We start from the raw sequence: 16,548 nt of genomic DNA, 5'->3' as shown, positions 1-16,548 counted from the left end.
AGTTTACGATAGTTCAAATTCCTCTCCAGGAGCTGGAATTTCGATGTTTGAAAAACCCTCTTTCCCGAGAAAATCACGGTAGATCTGTTGCGTTTTGTATTCACCGTGAACCAAAAAGGTTTTCTTCAATTGTGCCGTATCCTGACAGCTCAGGAAAGCCCTCATTTCACTGTAATCGCCGTGCCCGGAGAATGCCTCTATCTTTTCGATCTTCGCATTGATGGGGTGCATTTCACCGAAGATGGAGATCTCCCTCAGCCCCGGCTGCTGGATGCGCGCACCCAACGAGGTGGGCGAACAGTAGCCCACAATCAGCAAGGTGTTGTTCGGATCGGCAATGTTGTTGGCCACGTGATGCTTGATGCGACCGGCTTCCATCATGCCCGACGAAGAGATAATCACGCAAGGTTTCTTGTAGTCGTTGAGCTTTTTGGAGTCGTCCACATTTTTGATGTAATGCAGTGTGTTGAAGCCGAACGGATCGGGATCGTATTTCAGCACCTCCTTCACATGCTCGTTCATGCATTCGGTATGCATTCGGAACACCTCGGTGGCGTTGACCGAAAGCGGACTGTCGACGAAGATGTCGATCTTTGGCAAACGGCCGTCGTTGTAGAGGTTGTTGAGCACGAAGACAATCTCCTGAGTACGCCCGATGGAGAACGAAGGAATAATCAGCTTGCCTCCTTTGTCGACGCAGGTCTCGGTGATGATGCGCAGCAAATCTTCTTCTGATTCTTTATCAGCCTGGTGCCGACGGTCGCCGTAGGTCGATTCGGTAATCAGGTAATCGCATTGCGGGAAAGGCATCGGGGGCTGGATGATACGGTTATGAGGACGACCGATATCGCCGGTGTATGCTAACCGGATTATCTTATCTCCTTCTTTGATTTCGAGGTTTACCACCGAACTGCCCAGCATGTGACCGGTATTGGTAAACTTTACGTTGATGCCGTTGTGGCTTTTTTTGTCGTTGAAATAGAAGCGACGGTCGTTGGCCACCCCGATAAAGAGTTTCATACACGCCTCGGCATCTTTATCGTTGTAAATAGGGCTCACGGTCGGTAGCCCTTTTTTTACCATTTTTTTGTTGTACCACTTCACATCCAGCTCCTGAATGTGGCCGCTGTCGGAGAGCATAATGGCACAGAGGTCGCGGGTGGCATTGGTGCAGATCACCGAGCCTTCGAAACCGTTGTTGTACATGTAGGGGATCAATCCCGAGTGATCGATGTGCGCGTGAGTCAGGATGATGTGGTCTATCTCTGCCGGGTCGAAACCGAGGTTACGGTTCATGGCGTCGGTCTCCATTCCTTTCCCCTGAAACATGCCGCAGTCGAGCAGGATTTTCTTTCCCTCTTTGGTTGTTATCAAATGTTTGCTGCCGGTTACTTCGCGGGCAGCGCCGATAAATTTTATTCTCATAGTATGGGTGTTTAGTTAGATAACGATGATATATTTTTACTTCACTTCCATTCAAATTTCACTTCTTCAATCTTACTCTCTACCGGAGGTTTATGTCTTTTCCAAAGATCGCCAGCCACACTTTTTGAGATAGCATGAAATTGGAACTGATCGTTATGTGGGTTCCTATAACAGTTAATCACGTTGACAATATAATTATGCAACACCTTCAGACTGTCAGGCAAATAATCCGGACAATAATTTATTGTAAATTCTTTATTTGAAGACGTTCGATAATAAAGAGTATACATAAATCCTTCGTACCAACTACCTGGTTTGGAGTCGTACTCGTGGCTATAGCGTTTTGAAATCAAAACCTGATTTAGCAATCTCTCCAACCCTAAAGTATCCGCTTTATTATTTTCTACATATTTCAGGGGCTGACTTTTGTAGTCCTTAGTATTAGCTATGTGGATAAAACGATTCCGCTTTAATTCAAAGTATTGCCTAATATTGAGCGATGTAGAATCAAATACAATATGATCGCTATCCAGATAGTTGAAGCCCGGATATGCAAACAAAACAAATTCATCTATTTGCTCTATTGGTTTGGCTTTTCCGCATGAAATGAGCATTGCCAAACTTATAAAGATGAAGAGAAATTTCTGCATTTATATATGTTTCGTCCCTATGGGACTTGGGATTGTTTAGGGTCTTGTTTCTATAAATATGCCATCCCTGACGGGATTAGTCTTTAAATATGAATAGAATAATAATGGTTGTCTCAGTGCCATCGGCACGGCAGGTTTATAGAATGCCGAATCTTTCCATGGTCATAGAGTGCCGTAGGTACGAAATATGTATACAGACAAAGCTACGAAAAGATAGATGAAAATGCTATCCCCGGACTATTGTTTTACAACATCGGCGGCTGTTTTGACAACGAATATTGGATGGCTGGCTCAATTCGTCTTTTTTGCTTCCATCATAATTTTGCCGTCTTTGGTGACATTTATTTTGGTAGTGTTGTTCGAGGCGTCTTTCAAAAACTCCAGCTCCAATCCCATGCCGTTGACAAAAACAAAGAGTTTGTTGGCGCTCATCGTATACAACGTGAAAGGTGTGGTATCGACGTAAAGCATCAATGTATGCTCTTTCTTCGCAATTCGGAAATTGTTATTGGGTACCGAAGAGGTATAGCTTCCCACAAACTGTTGTAAAGCCTCGTCGGATAATGTTACTAGCGGAGCGTGGGTCAACTTTTTTGCAGTACACTCGATTTTTCCGTTTGTGGTTATCACCAGCGAGTCGTTCTTCGGAAATTCGAACCGTATCTGTGCATTTTTCAAATGGAGCTCCTCAAGCGCAGCATTGGCCGGAAGAAAGAAGCGGTTTGGTGCTTCGGGGTAGAGCGAAAGCGGAGTTAGCTGTTCGCACGACAGTTGCAGGGTGTTGTCGGCTTTGGTTAGCGATAGTAGCCTGCCGAACGAATCCTGATAGAGACCGCTGCAACCGGCAAGAGCCGTAGCCGGTAGCTTTACCGTTTTAGGAGATACTGGTGTAGACTCCGTTCCGCCGGGAACCGAAAATGGCTTTTCCTTTGTGCCGAAATCGATAAAGGGGTAATGCCAGTCGGCCAGCAGAAATTTTATGCCGTCCCAGATGCCTTTGAAATGGATGGTGTTGTGTACCTCGTCGGGGTGCTTGTCGAATTTCCAGGCAAAGTTTTTGGGAGCATACTTCTTTAGCAGCGCGTCCAGCGAATCGACACCCATCGACAGCCCTTCGTTGGCCATGGTCAGGTAGAGCCGAGTGGGGAAGTCGGGCGTTTTGGCGAGCAGCTCCTGTGTTTTGTTCAACATGATATTGTTGTCCCACCACATGCTCGGACTGAGGGAGAGGTATGCGTTGAAATAGAGCGGATCTTTTACAAAGGCATTCATCACAAACAGCCCCCCGTACGACACGCCACCCAACAGCCGGTAGTTGTAGGTGCGGTAATTTTTCTCCACAAACGGTATCAGCTCCTCTTTGATGAAGCGGTAGAGGCTGTCGGCGCCGCCGTCCTTGTGGCTGTTGCCCGGTGTCGGGGTAAGGTCGTGTTCGCGCCTGTCGCCGCCGGTTACGATGCCCACCACAATAGTTTGCGGGATGCTCTTGATGTCGGAATTGGAGAGCCAGCCGAGGTTTTGTGCCGTGTGATTGAAGTTCCACTGCGCATCGAGCATGTAAAGCACCGGGTATTTCTTAGAGCTCTTCTCGTAGCCCTCCGGCAGGGAGATATTGATGGTGCGATCTTCGTTGAGAATATTCGAGTGGAATTTCAGCGAGTAGCCGGTAGTCACTGTAACCGGTTCCGTTTTGAAGTCACTGAGTGCAGGCACCTGACCCGATGCCAGTGCCGAACAGAACATTCCGGCAAGACAAAGTAATGTGAGTTTTTTCATGGGGTGTTTTTTATTGAAGAACAAATGTTATTTATACCGGATTGAATTTTCATGTACTGTTCTTTGTAGGATCACAGATCCTTATACTCTTTTGCGGCGACGGAGCGCAGATCCGCCGATACGGACAATGTACATAGGCGTATGTTATGGAGTTTTCCTTTATTCGGTTTCTGTTGTTGTGTTAGTTGGATCTGGAGCTTTGTTAATAAAAAAATGTTGAATCTGACTGAAATTAAATATGTTTACCACCAAGTCTTTTATCATAACGGTCACATAAAGTAAACCAAAAATCAAGAGTATAAAAACAATATAATTCACAATTTCACATGCAATGCAGTTGTCAAAGATGCAAGGTAAATCAACTTGCAAAAGTACTTTAAGTATAAATGTAAAAACCAACAATACTATTTGCATGATAAGAGCAACTGCGAAGACTGTACTAACTTTTTGATATAATGTTGGTTTTTCTTTGTCAACTTCTGTCTGTCTCCTTTTGGCAATAATTTCAATATTGCCAAATCCAATCAATAATGCATATCCACTGAGGACAAAACCCAACAAGCTTGGAATTATAGAAAGAATTAAATCAACAACAGATTTGATTATTTCTTTATCTATCTCACCAACAAAAAGAAAAATGCTAACTATAATTACAGTAAATATTAATGGATATTTAGCTCCTTTCCATAGCAATCTCAAATCATATAGTTTTAAAATTGCGTTGATACCAAAGTTTTTAGTTTTCTTATCCATTTCTAAATAGTCTTAGTATTTTTGTTAATACATCGATATGTTCATTACCTTCAGTAGAGTGTATTAATTCTTTTCTCGGATATTCAATTGTTGCAACATTTTCATTTTTACCATCTGTATTTTCAATAGTTGCTTCGGCGTACCCATTACTTTGTGACAGTTTTAATGCAGCACTTAGGAATTTGCTATTTTCTAAATCAATTGTTTGTGATTTAAATGATTTTGCGGATAAATTAATATTTCTAACATGTCCATCTCTTAAATCATTGTCAAGTAACTCTTCAAAGTCATCTGATAAATCATTATTTGAATAAGATAGGTCAATTTCAAGTCTAAAAATCTTAGCTGCAGAAATTATTCTATCTATTATATCTTCAGTTAATTCTTGAGTTACAATTACAGTTTTATCTTCGCTTACAAGCATGGGTAAAGCCTTAGATAAAAAAACTTCAATTTGAGACATTGCAATACCATTAGTTTTGTTGATAAAACAAAAACGGTGTGCTTCGGGAATAAAGTAATATTCAATTTCTTTTGCATTAGGATATAAATCATCTTCAATTTCTACATTTTCAATGGTTTTTGAACGTTTATTATACCAATCGTTACCGTCAAGAATCGTATAATAAGTCAGTTTTCCAAATAACACTTTGTCGTTGTCATAAGAGTTTAAAGTTCTCAATTCCATATATTTTTCACCTCTCGTTTTAATTGCTATATTTTCAGAGTGTAGTTTTTTGATTAAATCTACATAACGTTGAGTGAAATTTTCGTCGTTTGTTCTTGGCGAGATCTTGATATTGAACATTGAAATGTTGAAACTACGTCTTTTGATTCTTGCGATTGCCATATTCATGTTGATTTAATTGGTTTGTATTTTTCTTACTCTTGTGCATAACGACCGAGGCTATGGGCATTTGGCGGTTTGCGGGAGCATTCGCTGTCGTGAAACGACAAAGTGAATGCGGGAGCAAAGACCGCTGAATGCACGTCAGCCAGACAATGGACATAGGCGTGTGTTAGGTGCAGTTATTTGTTGTTCTAATTCTTTGTCAGCTTTTTTGAATTGCCTGATTCAGTAATTCTAGATATTGGATACTTTTCCAATTTTGTGTTTTTAAAATTAGTTGTTTTGTCTATAATAGCATAACTAAAGTCTGTATTTGAAAGAATTGCGTTAGAAAAGTCAGCACCTCTTAAATCAGCAAAACTAAAGTTTGTATTACTTAGATTTGCTTTTCTTATTGAAGCATTACGTAAGTCAGCTCTAATTAAATTAGAATTGGAAAGATTTGCACTATCTAAAACAACACTATTCATGTTTGCTTGATAAAAATTTGAGTTACTTAAATTTGCATTCGATAGATAAGCCTGTTCTAAATTGACTAAATCTAATTCTACATTTTTCAATGAAGCTGATTTTAAATTACAAGAAACCATAATAGACCCCAGTAATGTTGAATTATCAAATGTTGACCTTTCCAAATTAGAATCACTAAAATCACTACTAACGAGGACGAAACCATTAAAATTGAAGTTTTCTAAGCTCAATTCAGAGAAACAACAAGAACTCAAATCTTTGTCAGAGGACATATAAAAATCATTTTCCTTGTCGAAAAGTAATTTTATAATTTGTTGGAAAACAAATTTCTTTTTTCTACACTGAACATTAATTAAAATATCATCTTTTAGAATAGGATCGCTGTTTTCACGTAAAAACGTAAATAGTATTTCTTTGATTAAAACCGAATATCCTTTTTGGGATTCATCAGTAGAGGCTTCTTTCGCAATTCTATTAAGCGTGTAAACTCCTGAAATATTCTCAAAGTTATTCTCACTTGATAAAAGTTTAGACGCTTCAATAAATCGATTATCTAATTGACCTTTACGTGTTAAGTTATTTGTTTCATTCGCATTATAAAGGGTGCAAATAACAATGATAGATCCTACAATAACACCTATATATTTCAATATCTCCGCTGGATTTTGTTTCTTTCCAAAAAACCTTTCTACGTATTTTTTTGGAACAATCACCCATGTTAAAAATAGAACTATTAATGTTATAATTGGTATAAGGACTATATTCATGCCTTGAATCTGTTTTTTTTATAATTCCACCTAACACGTAGAAAGGTTGAGTTGATATTTTGATATGTTCAGTAAACTGTACATATATCGCTTTTATCTACTGTGTTAAATTGTCTAATAATTTTATGATTAGATAAATATGAAATTTTGGTTTTTAGTTCTACTGAACATGTCCAACTTGTTAATGATGCAATTTGTTCGTTGTTAATCTATATCCAATTTGTCTAACGGATTCTTTCTCCGATCAATTCCTTTGCCGATTATATTGACTATTTAGCAGAGAACACTCCTCATTTTCAGCTAATCATAAACATCAATGCAAACGTACTACAAATAATTAACATACAAAAAGAATATATTCTTTAAATTGATGGGTTGTTTGATCGCCGGAGTGGGATGGCGCACCAAATGGTTTGTTGGGGGATACAAAATCAGTGTACAGGTAAAGCAAATCATTTTAAAACAAAATGAGCCTTGCCCTGTATCAAACGAGGTAAGAGGAATAGCAAGCTACTACCGGCTTTGTCTCCACCGTTGCACGGAGTCGATAATCAGGTCCGCGCAGGCTTCGGTGCCGAATAGCGAGCTGTCGACGGTGAGGTGGTAATTCGCCGCATCGCCCCATGTTTTGTGGGTGTAGCGACGGCAATAGTTGATGCGTTCGCGGTCTTTGCGTTCCAGCTCTTTCGCGGCCAGTTCGGGTGCAATGCGGTAGTTGTGGATAATGCGGTCGATGCGGAACTCTTTCCCGGCGTGTACAAAGACGTTGAAAGTGGGCTGGCTCTTGAGGATAAAGTCGGCACAGCGGCCTACAATGACGCATGATTCCCGTGCGGCAATGTCGCGTATCACCTTGCTCTGCACCATAAAGAGCGAGTCGAGCGGCGGCATCTCTTCATTGACGTAGGCATAGTTCTGCTCGTACAGGTCGTAGAGCAGCGTATTCGCCAGCTTCTGTTCGTGTTCCTTCACATACTCCGGCGTAAATCCTCCTTCGAGTGCCGTGAGGTCGATCAGTTTGCTGTCGTAGAATGCGATGCCTAATTTGCGTGCCAGTATCTCACCGATTTCGTGTCCGCCGCTGCCGTATTCGCGGGCAATGGTGATGACAAGTTGTGGTTTAGGTTCGGTAGCGCTTACGGCAGGCGCTTTTTCTGCTTCAACAGGTTTGTTGCCCAGCCATTTGTCGATAAACGCAACGTGTTTAGCATAAAAGCGGACAATGGTACCCACTAAGAGTGCCGCCGCCACCGTGCCTTCGCGCACTCCTTCCAGTCGGTGCAACAGCAGAAAAGAGCTCGCCACGCCAAGTACGACTAACGAGCAGTCGACACTTACTTTGGCTTTGCCGAACTCCAGCCGGAACACCTTGGCAAGAGCCAGCGACAATCCCTCACCGGCAAGGTAGGTTACCTTCGCTTTTACTTCGAGAAAGACCCCGAAGCCCAGCACCACGCAGCTCAACAAGCAGAGTGCCCATTGCACGAAATAGTTGGAGGTGTGAATCCAGGAGACTAACGGCATGGTAAGGTCGATGAAGAGTCCGAAAACGGAGACGGCGATGATCTGCGTGAGCTGAATCCATTCGTATTGCTTGCGCAACAGCACGATTTGCAGCAGAATAAGCCCCATGTTCATCAGAATGGTGGTGGTGCCCATCGTAAGCGGAAAAGCCTGACTGTAGACGTAGGGTGGGGCGGAGATGGGCGAAGTACCCAGGTTTGCCTTGACCGACAACACTACGCCGAGAGCCATAATAAACAGCCCTGCTATCAACAATACACATCTTTTTACCAATCCTTCCTGCTTCATATCCATTTCCGATTGTAGGGGCGTTAGCCCTGTATTCTTTGTAGCAATTATGCGTGGAATCTATCAGAGGAGCGTAGCTCTGATCTCTCTTTGAAAATTAATACATCTTTATTTCCAGATGTCAGGGCTACGCCCCTCTCCCGAACTTAGATAATTTTTTCGCTACCAAGACGACAGAGCTCTGCTCCTGTTCTATCTGAGATTAGAAAATTGCACTGATCATAAATATTTTGTGATATAAAAAAAGGATAACAACTGTTATCCTTTCTCTATCTTTTACTGAGCGTTCATCTTGTCGACCAACTCGTCGACCGGAACCAATTGCTGTTCGCCGCTCGTCATGTTTTTGAGCATAATGGCATTGGCGTTTATTTCGTTTTCGCCGACAATAGCCACGAAGGGGATCTTTTTGCTGTCGGCATAGCTCATCTGTTTCTTGATTTTTGCCGCTTCGGGGAAGATTTCGGCATTGATACCGGCTGCGCGTACGGCTTTCAGCAACGGCAGGCAGAAACGTTGTTCCTTGTCGCCGAAGTTGATAAACAACAGGCGTGTGTTCTCTTCCGACATAGCCGGGAAACCGTTCAGCTGGTTGAGTACGTCGTAGATGCGGTCGGCACCGAAGGAGATGCCCACGCCCGAAACGCCGTCCATGCCGAATACGCCGGTGAGGTTGTCGTAACGACCGCCACCGCTGATGCTGCCGATCTGCACGTCGTTCGCTTTCACCTCGATGATGGCACCGGTGTAGTAGTTCAAACCACGAGCCAACGTCAGGTCGAGTTCGATGGTGGTGGCTACCTGAGTCAACGATACCAGATCGAAGATGGTTTCCAACTCCTCTACACCTTTCAGACCAGTTTCCGAAGCCGCCAAAACTGTTTTCAGAGTGGTTAGTTTGTCGGCATTGCTACCCTGAAGCAACAGTACCGGTTGCAGTCGGTCGATTGCATTCTGCGGAATGCCTTTTTCGATCAGTTCGGCGTTCACGTTGTCGAGTCCGATCTTATCCAGTTTGTCGATGGCTACGGTGATGTCGACTATTTTGTCTGACTGTCCGATGATTTCGGCAATGCCGGCCAATATTTTGCGGTTGTTGAGTTTAATGGTAACGTTGATGCTCAGGCGATGAAATACCTCGTCGATCATCTGTAGCAGTTCGGCTTCGTTTACTAATGAATTGCTTCCTACCACGTCCGCATCGCACTGGTAGAATTCACGATAGCGCCCTTTTTGCGGACGATCGGCGCGCCATACAGGCTGAATCTGGTAACGTTTGAAAGGAAAAGTGATCTGGTCGCGGTGCTGCACCACGTAACGGGCAAAAGGAACGGTGAGGTCGTAACGAAGTCCCTTTTCGGAGATCTTTGATGTGAGCTTCACGCTGTTCTTGGCAGCCCACTCTTCATCAGCAACGCCACCGGCAAAATCGCCCGAATTCAATATTTTGAACAAAAGCTTGTCGCCCTCTTCGCCGTACTTTCCCATCAGGGTAGAAAGGTTCTCCTGTGCGGGGGTCTCGATCTGGCGAAAGCCATAGAGTTGAAAAACAGACTTGATGGTGTTGAAAATATAGTTGCGGTTCGCCATCTCTTCGGGCGAAAAGTCGCGCGTTCCTTTGGGTATGGAGGGTTTTTGCATCGCTGAAAATTTTCCGCAAAGGTACGGAAACAATTTGAAAATTTGAAAATGTGGAGATTTGAGGATTAAGGCAAACGGTCGGATAGTGACAAGCGAGCTGCTTCAAAAGCATATCCTTTTGCTTAGTCCCCTACAGTACCCTTAAATTCAGTATTGAAAATTATCGAAACGCAGATTCCATTTTCAAATTTTCAAATTTCCACATTTTCAAATCAATTTCATTTCAGCAATTCCAGAATTTTTACGCGGAAGGCATATTCGTATTTGGCCTGTGTCTTTTCAGAAAGCACCTGTGTGAGGTTGCTTTTGGCCTGATAGAGTTCGTAGACCGATGCCCGTCCGGCTTCGTACTTTTGGTTGGCAAAACGGTATGCTTCCTGACTGGCTACCTCCGATTTCTGAGCAGCTTCCCAGCGACTTTGTGCTGCCAGCGCATTGTAGTAGGCCTGTTGAATCGACTTCTTCATCTCCAGTTTGGTATTCTGGATGTCGAGCTTACTGTTTTCTACGTTATTTTGCGCAATCTTCACCCGGTTTTGTACGTCCCACTTGTTGAAGATAGGAATAGAGAGTGTCAGCCCAACGGATGTTGTGAGATTGTTTTTCAACTGTTTCCCGAATGCGTCGTTGCTGGCACGGCTCATGTTGTAGTACCCGGTTCCCGAATTGACTCCGAAACTCAATGCCGGATATAGCTCAGCTTTGGTAGCCAGTACATCTTTCGATCCGCTCAACAGGCGGTACTCGGCGCTTTTGATTTCGGGACGATGGGTGATGGCGCTCTCGTAGATCGTTTGTGCGGAAAGAATCATCGCGTTTTTGTCGATAAGGTTTTCCGGTATTACCACATCCAGTTGTTCAAAGTTATCGATCTCCATGATCTGAGCCAGATCGAGCAGCGACAGTTTCAGCGCGTTCTCGTTTTGCGTGCGGCTCAACTCCTCTTTGGCAGCCTGCGCCTGCAATTCGTACAGTTCGCCTTCGGCCATTTTTCCGTTGGAAACCAGTGCCTTACGCTGTTCTATCTTTGTTTTGGTCAATGCCAGTTGATCGTTGGCAATTTGCAGCAGCTCTTTGTTGAGCAATACCTGCATGTAAGCCGTGGCCACGCTCAGGGCGATATCTTTTTGTATTTTGTCCAAATCGGCTTTGGATGCCATCCAGTCGGCCTTCCGGGCATCGATGTTGTACTTCATTCGCAGCCCATCAAACAGTGTTACGTTGCTCGACAGGTTCAACGAAGTTTGCTTCGAGTTGGAACTTGCATAGGTGTTGGCCGCCGTTAGCGAGCGTCCAAATACAAAACTTTGACCAATCGACCCGTTGAGGTTGGGCAGGAGGTTGAGGCGTGCCTGCCGGTAATTGATCTCGCGGTTTTGTGCCGTATTTTGCTGCTGCCGTATCTTCAGGTTGTTGTTCCAGGCAGTATCGACACACTGTTCCAACGTCCATGCCTTTTGTGCAAAAGAGGTCAATGGAAGGAAGATCAGGCCGATCAGTATAATTTTCTTTATCATGAGATGCATGTGTTAATGGAGTGATGTAACTCCGGAGCCGGAACACCTCGCGTTTGTGGCACGGTGCCGTATGCTCCGGTTGTCAGCTTATCTGTCGTCCGATTTTTCATCCGATTTTTGCTCCTTCTTCTTCGCCAATATTTCGGCTCCGCGTACTTTATCCTTCGCTTTCAAACCCGATTGTACTTCGATTTTGATGCCATCGGATAATCCAACCTTGACCACCTTTTTGTCAAATGCCTGCGGCTCTTTGGTCTTCAAAACATAAACATAGGAGGTGTCACCGCTGAATTCGATGCAGTTTTCGGGAAGAGTCAGGACATTGGACAATTTGTTGAGCAATATCTCGGCGTTGGCGCTGTAGCCGGCACGTACAAATACCGAGGCGGGGATTTTGAGGGCAGCCTTCATTTCGAACATGATGGCTCCGTTCTCTTCCGTTCCCTTTGGAGAGATGTATTCCAAGGTTGCGGTCAGTTTCTGATCCTGCATAGCGCCGATGGTAATATCCATCGTCATACCGGTTTTCAGTTTGCCCACTTCCGTTTCGTCCAGTTTTCCCACAAAAAGCATGTCGCTCATATTGGCCACGGTAGCAATTGTCGTTCCGTCGTTGAAACTATTGGATTGAATCACCGAGTTCCCAACTTTCACCGGAATGTCAAGAATGGTACCGTTGATGGTGGAGCGCACCAACGTATTGCTTACCTGCGATTTGCTGCTGGTAATCCCGTCGCGTACCAGACTGAGGTTGTCTTTGGCGGCGCCCAGCTCCTCTTTGTCGTTTTCGTATTGCAGGCGGGTTTTATCGAACTCTTCTTTCGATATCACCTTTTCTTTAAGTAATTTGGAGTCGCGGTCGTAGTTCTTCTTCGACTGGTCGTAGGCCAATTGTGCCCGGGTTACCCGCGATTCGGCGCTGTTGAGGCTTACCATGTCGGGGATAACTTTGATTTTGGCAATCAAATCGCCTACCTTCACCTTGTCGCCCGCTTTTTTATAAATCTCGGCAATGATACCCGACATTTGCGGCTTGATTAACACCTCGTTGCGCGGAGATATTTTACCGGTAGCCACGATGCGTTTTTCAATATTACCTATCGTTACTTCGGCAATTTCGTATTTCTTTACTACCGGCTGCGATTTTTTCCAGAGAAAGAAAAAAGTACCGAGTACTACAACGCCCAATAGTACTAAAAAAAAGATTTTGAAGAATTTTTTCATGGGGAAACTATTATTTTGGAACAATTTTACAATTTTACAATTAAGCGATTAAGCAATTAAACAATTACACGATTCAACGATTCAACGATTCAACGATTTTTTTATTCCTCCCGTATTGCCTCAATCGGTTTGATGGTCATGGCGCGGTTGGCGGGAACGAGTCCGGCCAATATGCCGATAATGAGCAGTATTACTAATGATACGATGGCCACGGCAAAACTGATTTGGGGCTCCTGAAAGAAACTGTCGGTCTGGCTTAGTACCAATCCTACCAACGACAGCAATCCCACTCCGAGCATCAATCCGGCAATACCGGCCATCAGCGTGAGTACAATGCTTTCGCTGATAATCTGGCGAATGATGGTGCGGGGTGTCGCCCCCAGCGCACGACGGATTCCGATCTCTTTGGTTCGTTCGCGCACCGTTACCAGCATGATGTTACTTACGCCGATACCTCCGGCAAACAACGTCCCAGCTCCTACAATCCAGATGAGTACCGCGATGCCGATGCCCAGATAGAGGAACATGGTGAACTGCTCTTCGATGTTGAATCCGCCTATCGCGGCTTTATCGGACGGAGCTATGTTGTGCTGTTTTTTCAGAATCTGATTGATTTTCTCTTCTATCACTTTTACGCGAACGCCTGGTATTGCTGTTGCGGCGATGAAGTGGACCTTGGTGCCCATGTTGAAGGCTTGTTGCATAGTGGTAAACGGTAGTACAACCGACTCTTCGCCGCGGCCGCCAAGGTTGACCTGCGAAATGCTGCGCGCTACTCCGATCACCTGAAAATAGATGCCCATCACTTTCACGTTCTGTCCTACCGGGTTGACGTTTTTGCCGAACAACACCTCGCTGACCCGTTCGCCTATCACGCAGGTTTTTCGTTTTTCGGCAATGTCGATGTCGTTGATGTAGCGTCCGTAAATCAGCTTGTTCTCTTCTATTTTGTTGTAGCTCGGGTAGTTGCCTTTTATGTTGAACGTTCCTGATTTATCCTTGCGCACCACATTGTTGGCGCCCTGTCCGCCGAAAAGTACGGGAGCCAGATACTGTATCTCGGGAACTCCTTTCAGCAGCAACGGAATGTCTTCATTCTGTATCGACCAGTTTCTTCCTTTCTTGAAACCTTTGTAGGGTTCGGTTGTCTGTTGATCGTAGACAAAACAGGAGTTGGTGGCAAAGCCGTCGATGGTCGATTCCATGCCGTTTTTGAGCGCAGAACCGGCACCCACCATGCAGACGAGCATAAACATGCCCCAAAATACACCGAAAGCCGTCATCACACTTCGCGATTTGTTGTGCTTGATGGTGTACCATATTTCTTGCCAGCGATCTAAGTCAAACATGTGTGTATATTTACAATTTATCCCGATAGCTATCGGGGTTACTATTTACAATTTCAATCTGAGACAATTGAATTTAACTAAGTTGCATTCCGCCTGTTCTCGAATTTCCACAACCTCAAGTTCTTATTGGCATATTAGCATATTGGCACATTGAGGTTATTCTTCCCGCATTGCCTCGATAGGCTTGATGCGTACGGCTCTGCGGGCCGGCATATATCCGGCAATGATACCGGAGATAATCAAAATAAAGGTCGAAATGAATACGTAGGTCAGCGACACGGTCGGATTCATAAATATGGTCATGTCGTTTTCAGAGGTGCTTTGCGCTGCCGTCTGTACCATAATATAGTTGACCAATTCCGTCAGTCCGATGCCTAACACCATACCGAAGTAACCGAATATGCCGGTAATCAGAATCGACTCGATGATGATGGAGCGCAGGATCGATCCAGGAGGAGCGCCTATTGCTTTGCGGATACCGATTTCGCGGGTACGCTCTTTGACCGATACCAGCATAATATTGCTCACCCCAACGATGCCGGCAATCAGTGTAAATATCCCTATGATAAAGACAAACAGCGTGATGCCGTTGAATATTTTCATCGTTTGGAGGTAGTCGCGCTGTGCGTTGCGGATGTAGATGGCCTGCTCATCTTTGGGGTCGAAGTAGAGACTACGCGACATTACTCCAATCAGTTTCTTGTTGAACGAGTCGTTTTTTGCTTTCGAATCCAGCCCGTTTACTGTCATGGCAATGCTGCCGAACTTCTGGTTGGGGTTGTAAATCAGTTGTGCCGTAGTAAAAGGGATGTAGCAGGTCGGATTGCCGTATTGTTCTTTCTTTGAGTTGATGCCAATAACGCGAAACATCACCGACCCGATTTTGACGTATTTGCCCAATGCCGGTTCCTTCTTGAAAAGCACCTCTTTTATTTTCTTGTCGATAACCACCACTTTGCTATGATCCTTCAAATCGTTTTTATTGATAAAACGTCCACCTTCCGGGTCGAATTTCAAATTGAAAATATCTTTATAGGTGGGGTCGACGCCACGTAGTGAATAGTTGCCATATTCTGTTCCGTAGGTCACTGTCGATTGTTTGTCGATAATGCCGCTCTTTTTGTCCGGTTCCCGTAGCTGTTCGTCAATGTCTTTGACCTGTCTGTTCGAAAAATCGAGGGTGCGGTTGGCCATCAAGCCGTGGTAAGGCATGGAAGATTTGCCCGACCACAATTGTACGGAATTGGTTGCTCTCGAGTTGAAGTTGCTCCGGACGCCGTTGCTTAACCCGTTACCGGCACCAAGCAATACAATCAGGATAAAGATGCCCCACGATACAGATAAGCCCGTGAGCATGGTGCGCATTTTGTTGTGTCGGAGACTCGACCATATTTCCTGAAGTATGTTCATCGAATGAAGATTGTGGATGTATCCGGTTGAAAGGTTAGTTGTGTTCTATATGCTGTATCAGCCCGTCTTTGATGTGGATTACTTTGCGCGTTTCGTCGGCTACGGCCTTTTCGTGCGTAACGATGATGGTGGTGATGCCGGTCTGGTTAAGTTCTCCGAGCAATTGCATCACCTCTTCGGTGGTTTGGCTGTCAAGTGCACCGGTCGGTTCGTCGGCCAGCAGAATTTTGGGTTGCGAGATGATGGCACGTGCAATGGCCACCCGCTGTTTTTGTCCACCCGACATTTCGTTCGGAAGATGGTATGCCCAATCCTTCAGACCCATGCGGTCGAGGTATTCCAGTGCGATGGCATTGCGCTTTTTGCGACTGATGTTTTTGTAGTAAAGTGGTAGCGCCACGTTTTCCATCGCATTTTTGAAGTTGATCAGGTTGAACGATTGAAACACGAAACCGATCATCTCGTTGCGGTAAGCGGCAGCTTGTGTCTCCGACAGGTCTTTGATCAATTTGTTGTTGAGGTAGTAATCGCCGGTATCGTAATTGTCCAGAATCCCCAATATGTTCAGCAAAGTGGATTTGCCGGAACCCGAAGCGCCCATTATCGACACATAGTCACCTTGCTCGATGTGAAGGTCGATGCCTTTCAATACATGCAGCGAAGTTGCTTCTGTGTAGTAGGTTTTGTTTACGTCGCGTAGTGTTATCATTGAGTGTAAATATTTGCTTTCGATTGAAATAGCACTTTTCGCCTGAATAATTACAGCCTTTACTGCAGGTTGCGAATAAAACCGTACATTTGTAGTTCTGGCCGGTAATTCAACAACGAATCAAGGTTAATGTGTTTTATAGTACCATTGTATTACTACAATAATACACTGCAAAGATAAAGTAAGTTTTATAG

Annotated in this window: 13 protein-coding genes; all 13 read right to left on the bottom strand. The window is 44.4% G+C overall.

Annotated features, from left to right (window positions below; all coding sequences use genetic code 11):
- Positions 1-3: 3 nt before the first annotated feature.
- Positions 4-1,425, bottom strand: a complete 1,422-nt coding sequence (locus PJIAN_RS06820; protein ID WP_068703417.1) for an MBL fold metallo-hydrolase — start codon at positions 1,423-1,425, stop codon at positions 4-6.
- 41 nt (positions 1,426-1,466) lie between these two features.
- Positions 1,467-2,075, bottom strand: a complete 609-nt coding sequence (locus PJIAN_RS06815; RefSeq protein WP_153802507.1) for a hypothetical protein — start codon at positions 2,073-2,075, stop codon at positions 1,467-1,469.
- A gap of 291 nt (positions 2,076-2,366) precedes the next feature.
- On the bottom strand, positions 2,367-3,851 hold the full coding sequence (locus PJIAN_RS06810) for an alpha/beta hydrolase (RefSeq protein WP_068703413.1): 1,485 nt from the start codon (positions 3,849-3,851) through the stop codon (positions 2,367-2,369).
- Positions 3,852-4,010: 159 nt separating this feature from the next.
- Positions 4,011-4,604, bottom strand: coding sequence for a hypothetical protein (locus PJIAN_RS06805; RefSeq protein ID WP_068703411.1), 594 nt, complete (start codon positions 4,602-4,604; stop codon positions 4,011-4,013).
- A complete protein-coding gene (locus PJIAN_RS06800; protein WP_172795586.1) occupies positions 4,597-5,454 on the bottom strand; it encodes a DUF4747 family protein in 858 nt (285 codons plus the stop codon). Before PJIAN_RS06800 ends, PJIAN_RS06805 begins: the two co-directional genes overlap by 8 nt.
- A 191-nt stretch (positions 5,455-5,645) precedes the next feature.
- Complete coding sequence (locus PJIAN_RS06795; RefSeq protein WP_068703407.1) at positions 5,646-6,692, bottom strand: pentapeptide repeat-containing protein; 1,047 nt, start codon at positions 6,690-6,692, stop codon at positions 5,646-5,648.
- 513 nt (positions 6,693-7,205) lie between these two features.
- On the bottom strand, positions 7,206-8,504 hold the full coding sequence (locus tag PJIAN_RS06790; RefSeq protein ID WP_068704632.1) for a cytidylate kinase family protein: 1,299 nt from the start codon (positions 8,502-8,504) through the stop codon (positions 7,206-7,208).
- A 276-nt stretch (positions 8,505-8,780) separates the two neighbouring features.
- Positions 8,781-10,145 (bottom strand): histidine--tRNA ligase, encoded by a 1,365-nt coding sequence (hisS, locus tag PJIAN_RS06785; RefSeq protein ID WP_068703405.1) that lies wholly within the window; start codon positions 10,143-10,145, stop codon positions 8,781-8,783.
- A gap of 218 nt (positions 10,146-10,363) precedes the next feature.
- The gene (locus PJIAN_RS06780; protein ID WP_236714387.1) at positions 10,364-11,662 is read right to left on the bottom strand and encodes a TolC family protein; all 1,299 of its coding nucleotides are present in this window, start codon (positions 11,660-11,662) and stop codon (positions 10,364-10,366) included.
- A gap of 87 nt (positions 11,663-11,749) precedes the next feature.
- The gene (locus tag PJIAN_RS06775) at positions 11,750-12,886 is read right to left on the bottom strand and encodes an efflux RND transporter periplasmic adaptor subunit (protein WP_068703400.1); all 1,137 of its coding nucleotides are present in this window, start codon (positions 12,884-12,886) and stop codon (positions 11,750-11,752) included.
- Between the two features lie 101 nt (positions 12,887-12,987).
- Positions 12,988-14,235 (bottom strand): ABC transporter permease, encoded by a 1,248-nt coding sequence (locus tag PJIAN_RS06770; RefSeq protein WP_068703398.1) that lies wholly within the window; start codon positions 14,233-14,235, stop codon positions 12,988-12,990.
- Between the two features lie 156 nt (positions 14,236-14,391).
- Positions 14,392-15,645 carry an ABC transporter permease gene (locus PJIAN_RS06765; protein WP_068703396.1) on the bottom strand — a complete coding sequence of 418 codons (1,254 nt, stop codon included), beginning with the start codon at positions 15,643-15,645 and terminating at the stop codon, positions 14,392-14,394.
- A 34-nt stretch (positions 15,646-15,679) separates the two neighbouring features.
- Positions 15,680-16,354: an ABC transporter ATP-binding protein gene (locus tag PJIAN_RS06760; protein WP_068703395.1), complete on the bottom strand. Its 675-nt coding sequence runs from the start codon at positions 16,352-16,354 to the stop codon at positions 15,680-15,682.
- Positions 16,355-16,548: the final 194 nt, after the last annotated feature.

The organism is Paludibacter jiangxiensis (assembly GCF_001618385.1).
Classification (GTDB): domain Bacteria; phylum Bacteroidota; class Bacteroidia; order Bacteroidales; family Paludibacteraceae; genus Microbacter; species Microbacter jiangxiensis.
The sequence above is the reverse complement of the archived record's forward strand: the minus strand, read 5'-3'. Positions and strand labels throughout refer to the sequence as shown.

What these genes read in the sequence shown, in the direction of transcription:
- PJIAN_RS06820 (WP_068703417.1), bottom strand. Translation starts at nt 1,425, where the DNA reads ATGAGAATAAAATTTATCGGCGCTGCCCGCGAAGTAACCGGCAGCAAA.
- PJIAN_RS06815 (WP_153802507.1), bottom strand. Translation starts at nt 2,075, where the DNA reads ATGCAGAAATTTCTCTTCATCTTTATAAGTTTGGCAATGCTCATTTCA.
- PJIAN_RS06810 (WP_068703413.1), bottom strand. Translation starts at nt 3,851, where the DNA reads ATGAAAAAACTCACATTACTTTGTCTTGCCGGAATGTTCTGTTCGGCA.
- PJIAN_RS06805 (WP_068703411.1), bottom strand. Translation starts at nt 4,604, where the DNA reads ATGGATAAGAAAACTAAAAACTTTGGTATCAACGCAATTTTAAAACTA.
- PJIAN_RS06800 (WP_172795586.1), bottom strand. Translation starts at nt 5,454, where the DNA reads ATGGCAATCGCAAGAATCAAAAGACGTAGTTTCAACATTTCAATGTTC.
- PJIAN_RS06795 (WP_068703407.1), bottom strand. Translation starts at nt 6,692, where the DNA reads ATGAATATAGTCCTTATACCAATTATAACATTAATAGTTCTATTTTTA.
- PJIAN_RS06790 (WP_068704632.1), bottom strand. Translation starts at nt 8,504, where the DNA reads ATGAAGCAGGAAGGATTGGTAAAAAGATGTGTATTGTTGATAGCAGGG.
- hisS (WP_068703405.1), bottom strand. Translation starts at nt 10,145, where the DNA reads ATGCAAAAACCCTCCATACCCAAAGGAACGCGCGACTTTTCGCCCGAA.
- PJIAN_RS06780 (WP_236714387.1), bottom strand. Translation starts at nt 11,662, where the DNA reads ATGATAAAGAAAATTATACTGATCGGCCTGATCTTCCTTCCATTGACC.
- PJIAN_RS06775 (WP_068703400.1), bottom strand. Translation starts at nt 12,886, where the DNA reads ATGAAAAAATTCTTCAAAATCTTTTTTTTAGTACTATTGGGCGTTGTA.
- PJIAN_RS06770 (WP_068703398.1), bottom strand. Translation starts at nt 14,235, where the DNA reads ATGTTTGACTTAGATCGCTGGCAAGAAATATGGTACACCATCAAGCAC.
- PJIAN_RS06765 (WP_068703396.1), bottom strand. Translation starts at nt 15,645, where the DNA reads ATGAACATACTTCAGGAAATATGGTCGAGTCTCCGACACAACAAAATG.
- PJIAN_RS06760 (WP_068703395.1), bottom strand. Translation starts at nt 16,354, where the DNA reads ATGATAACACTACGCGACGTAAACAAAACCTACTACACAGAAGCAACT.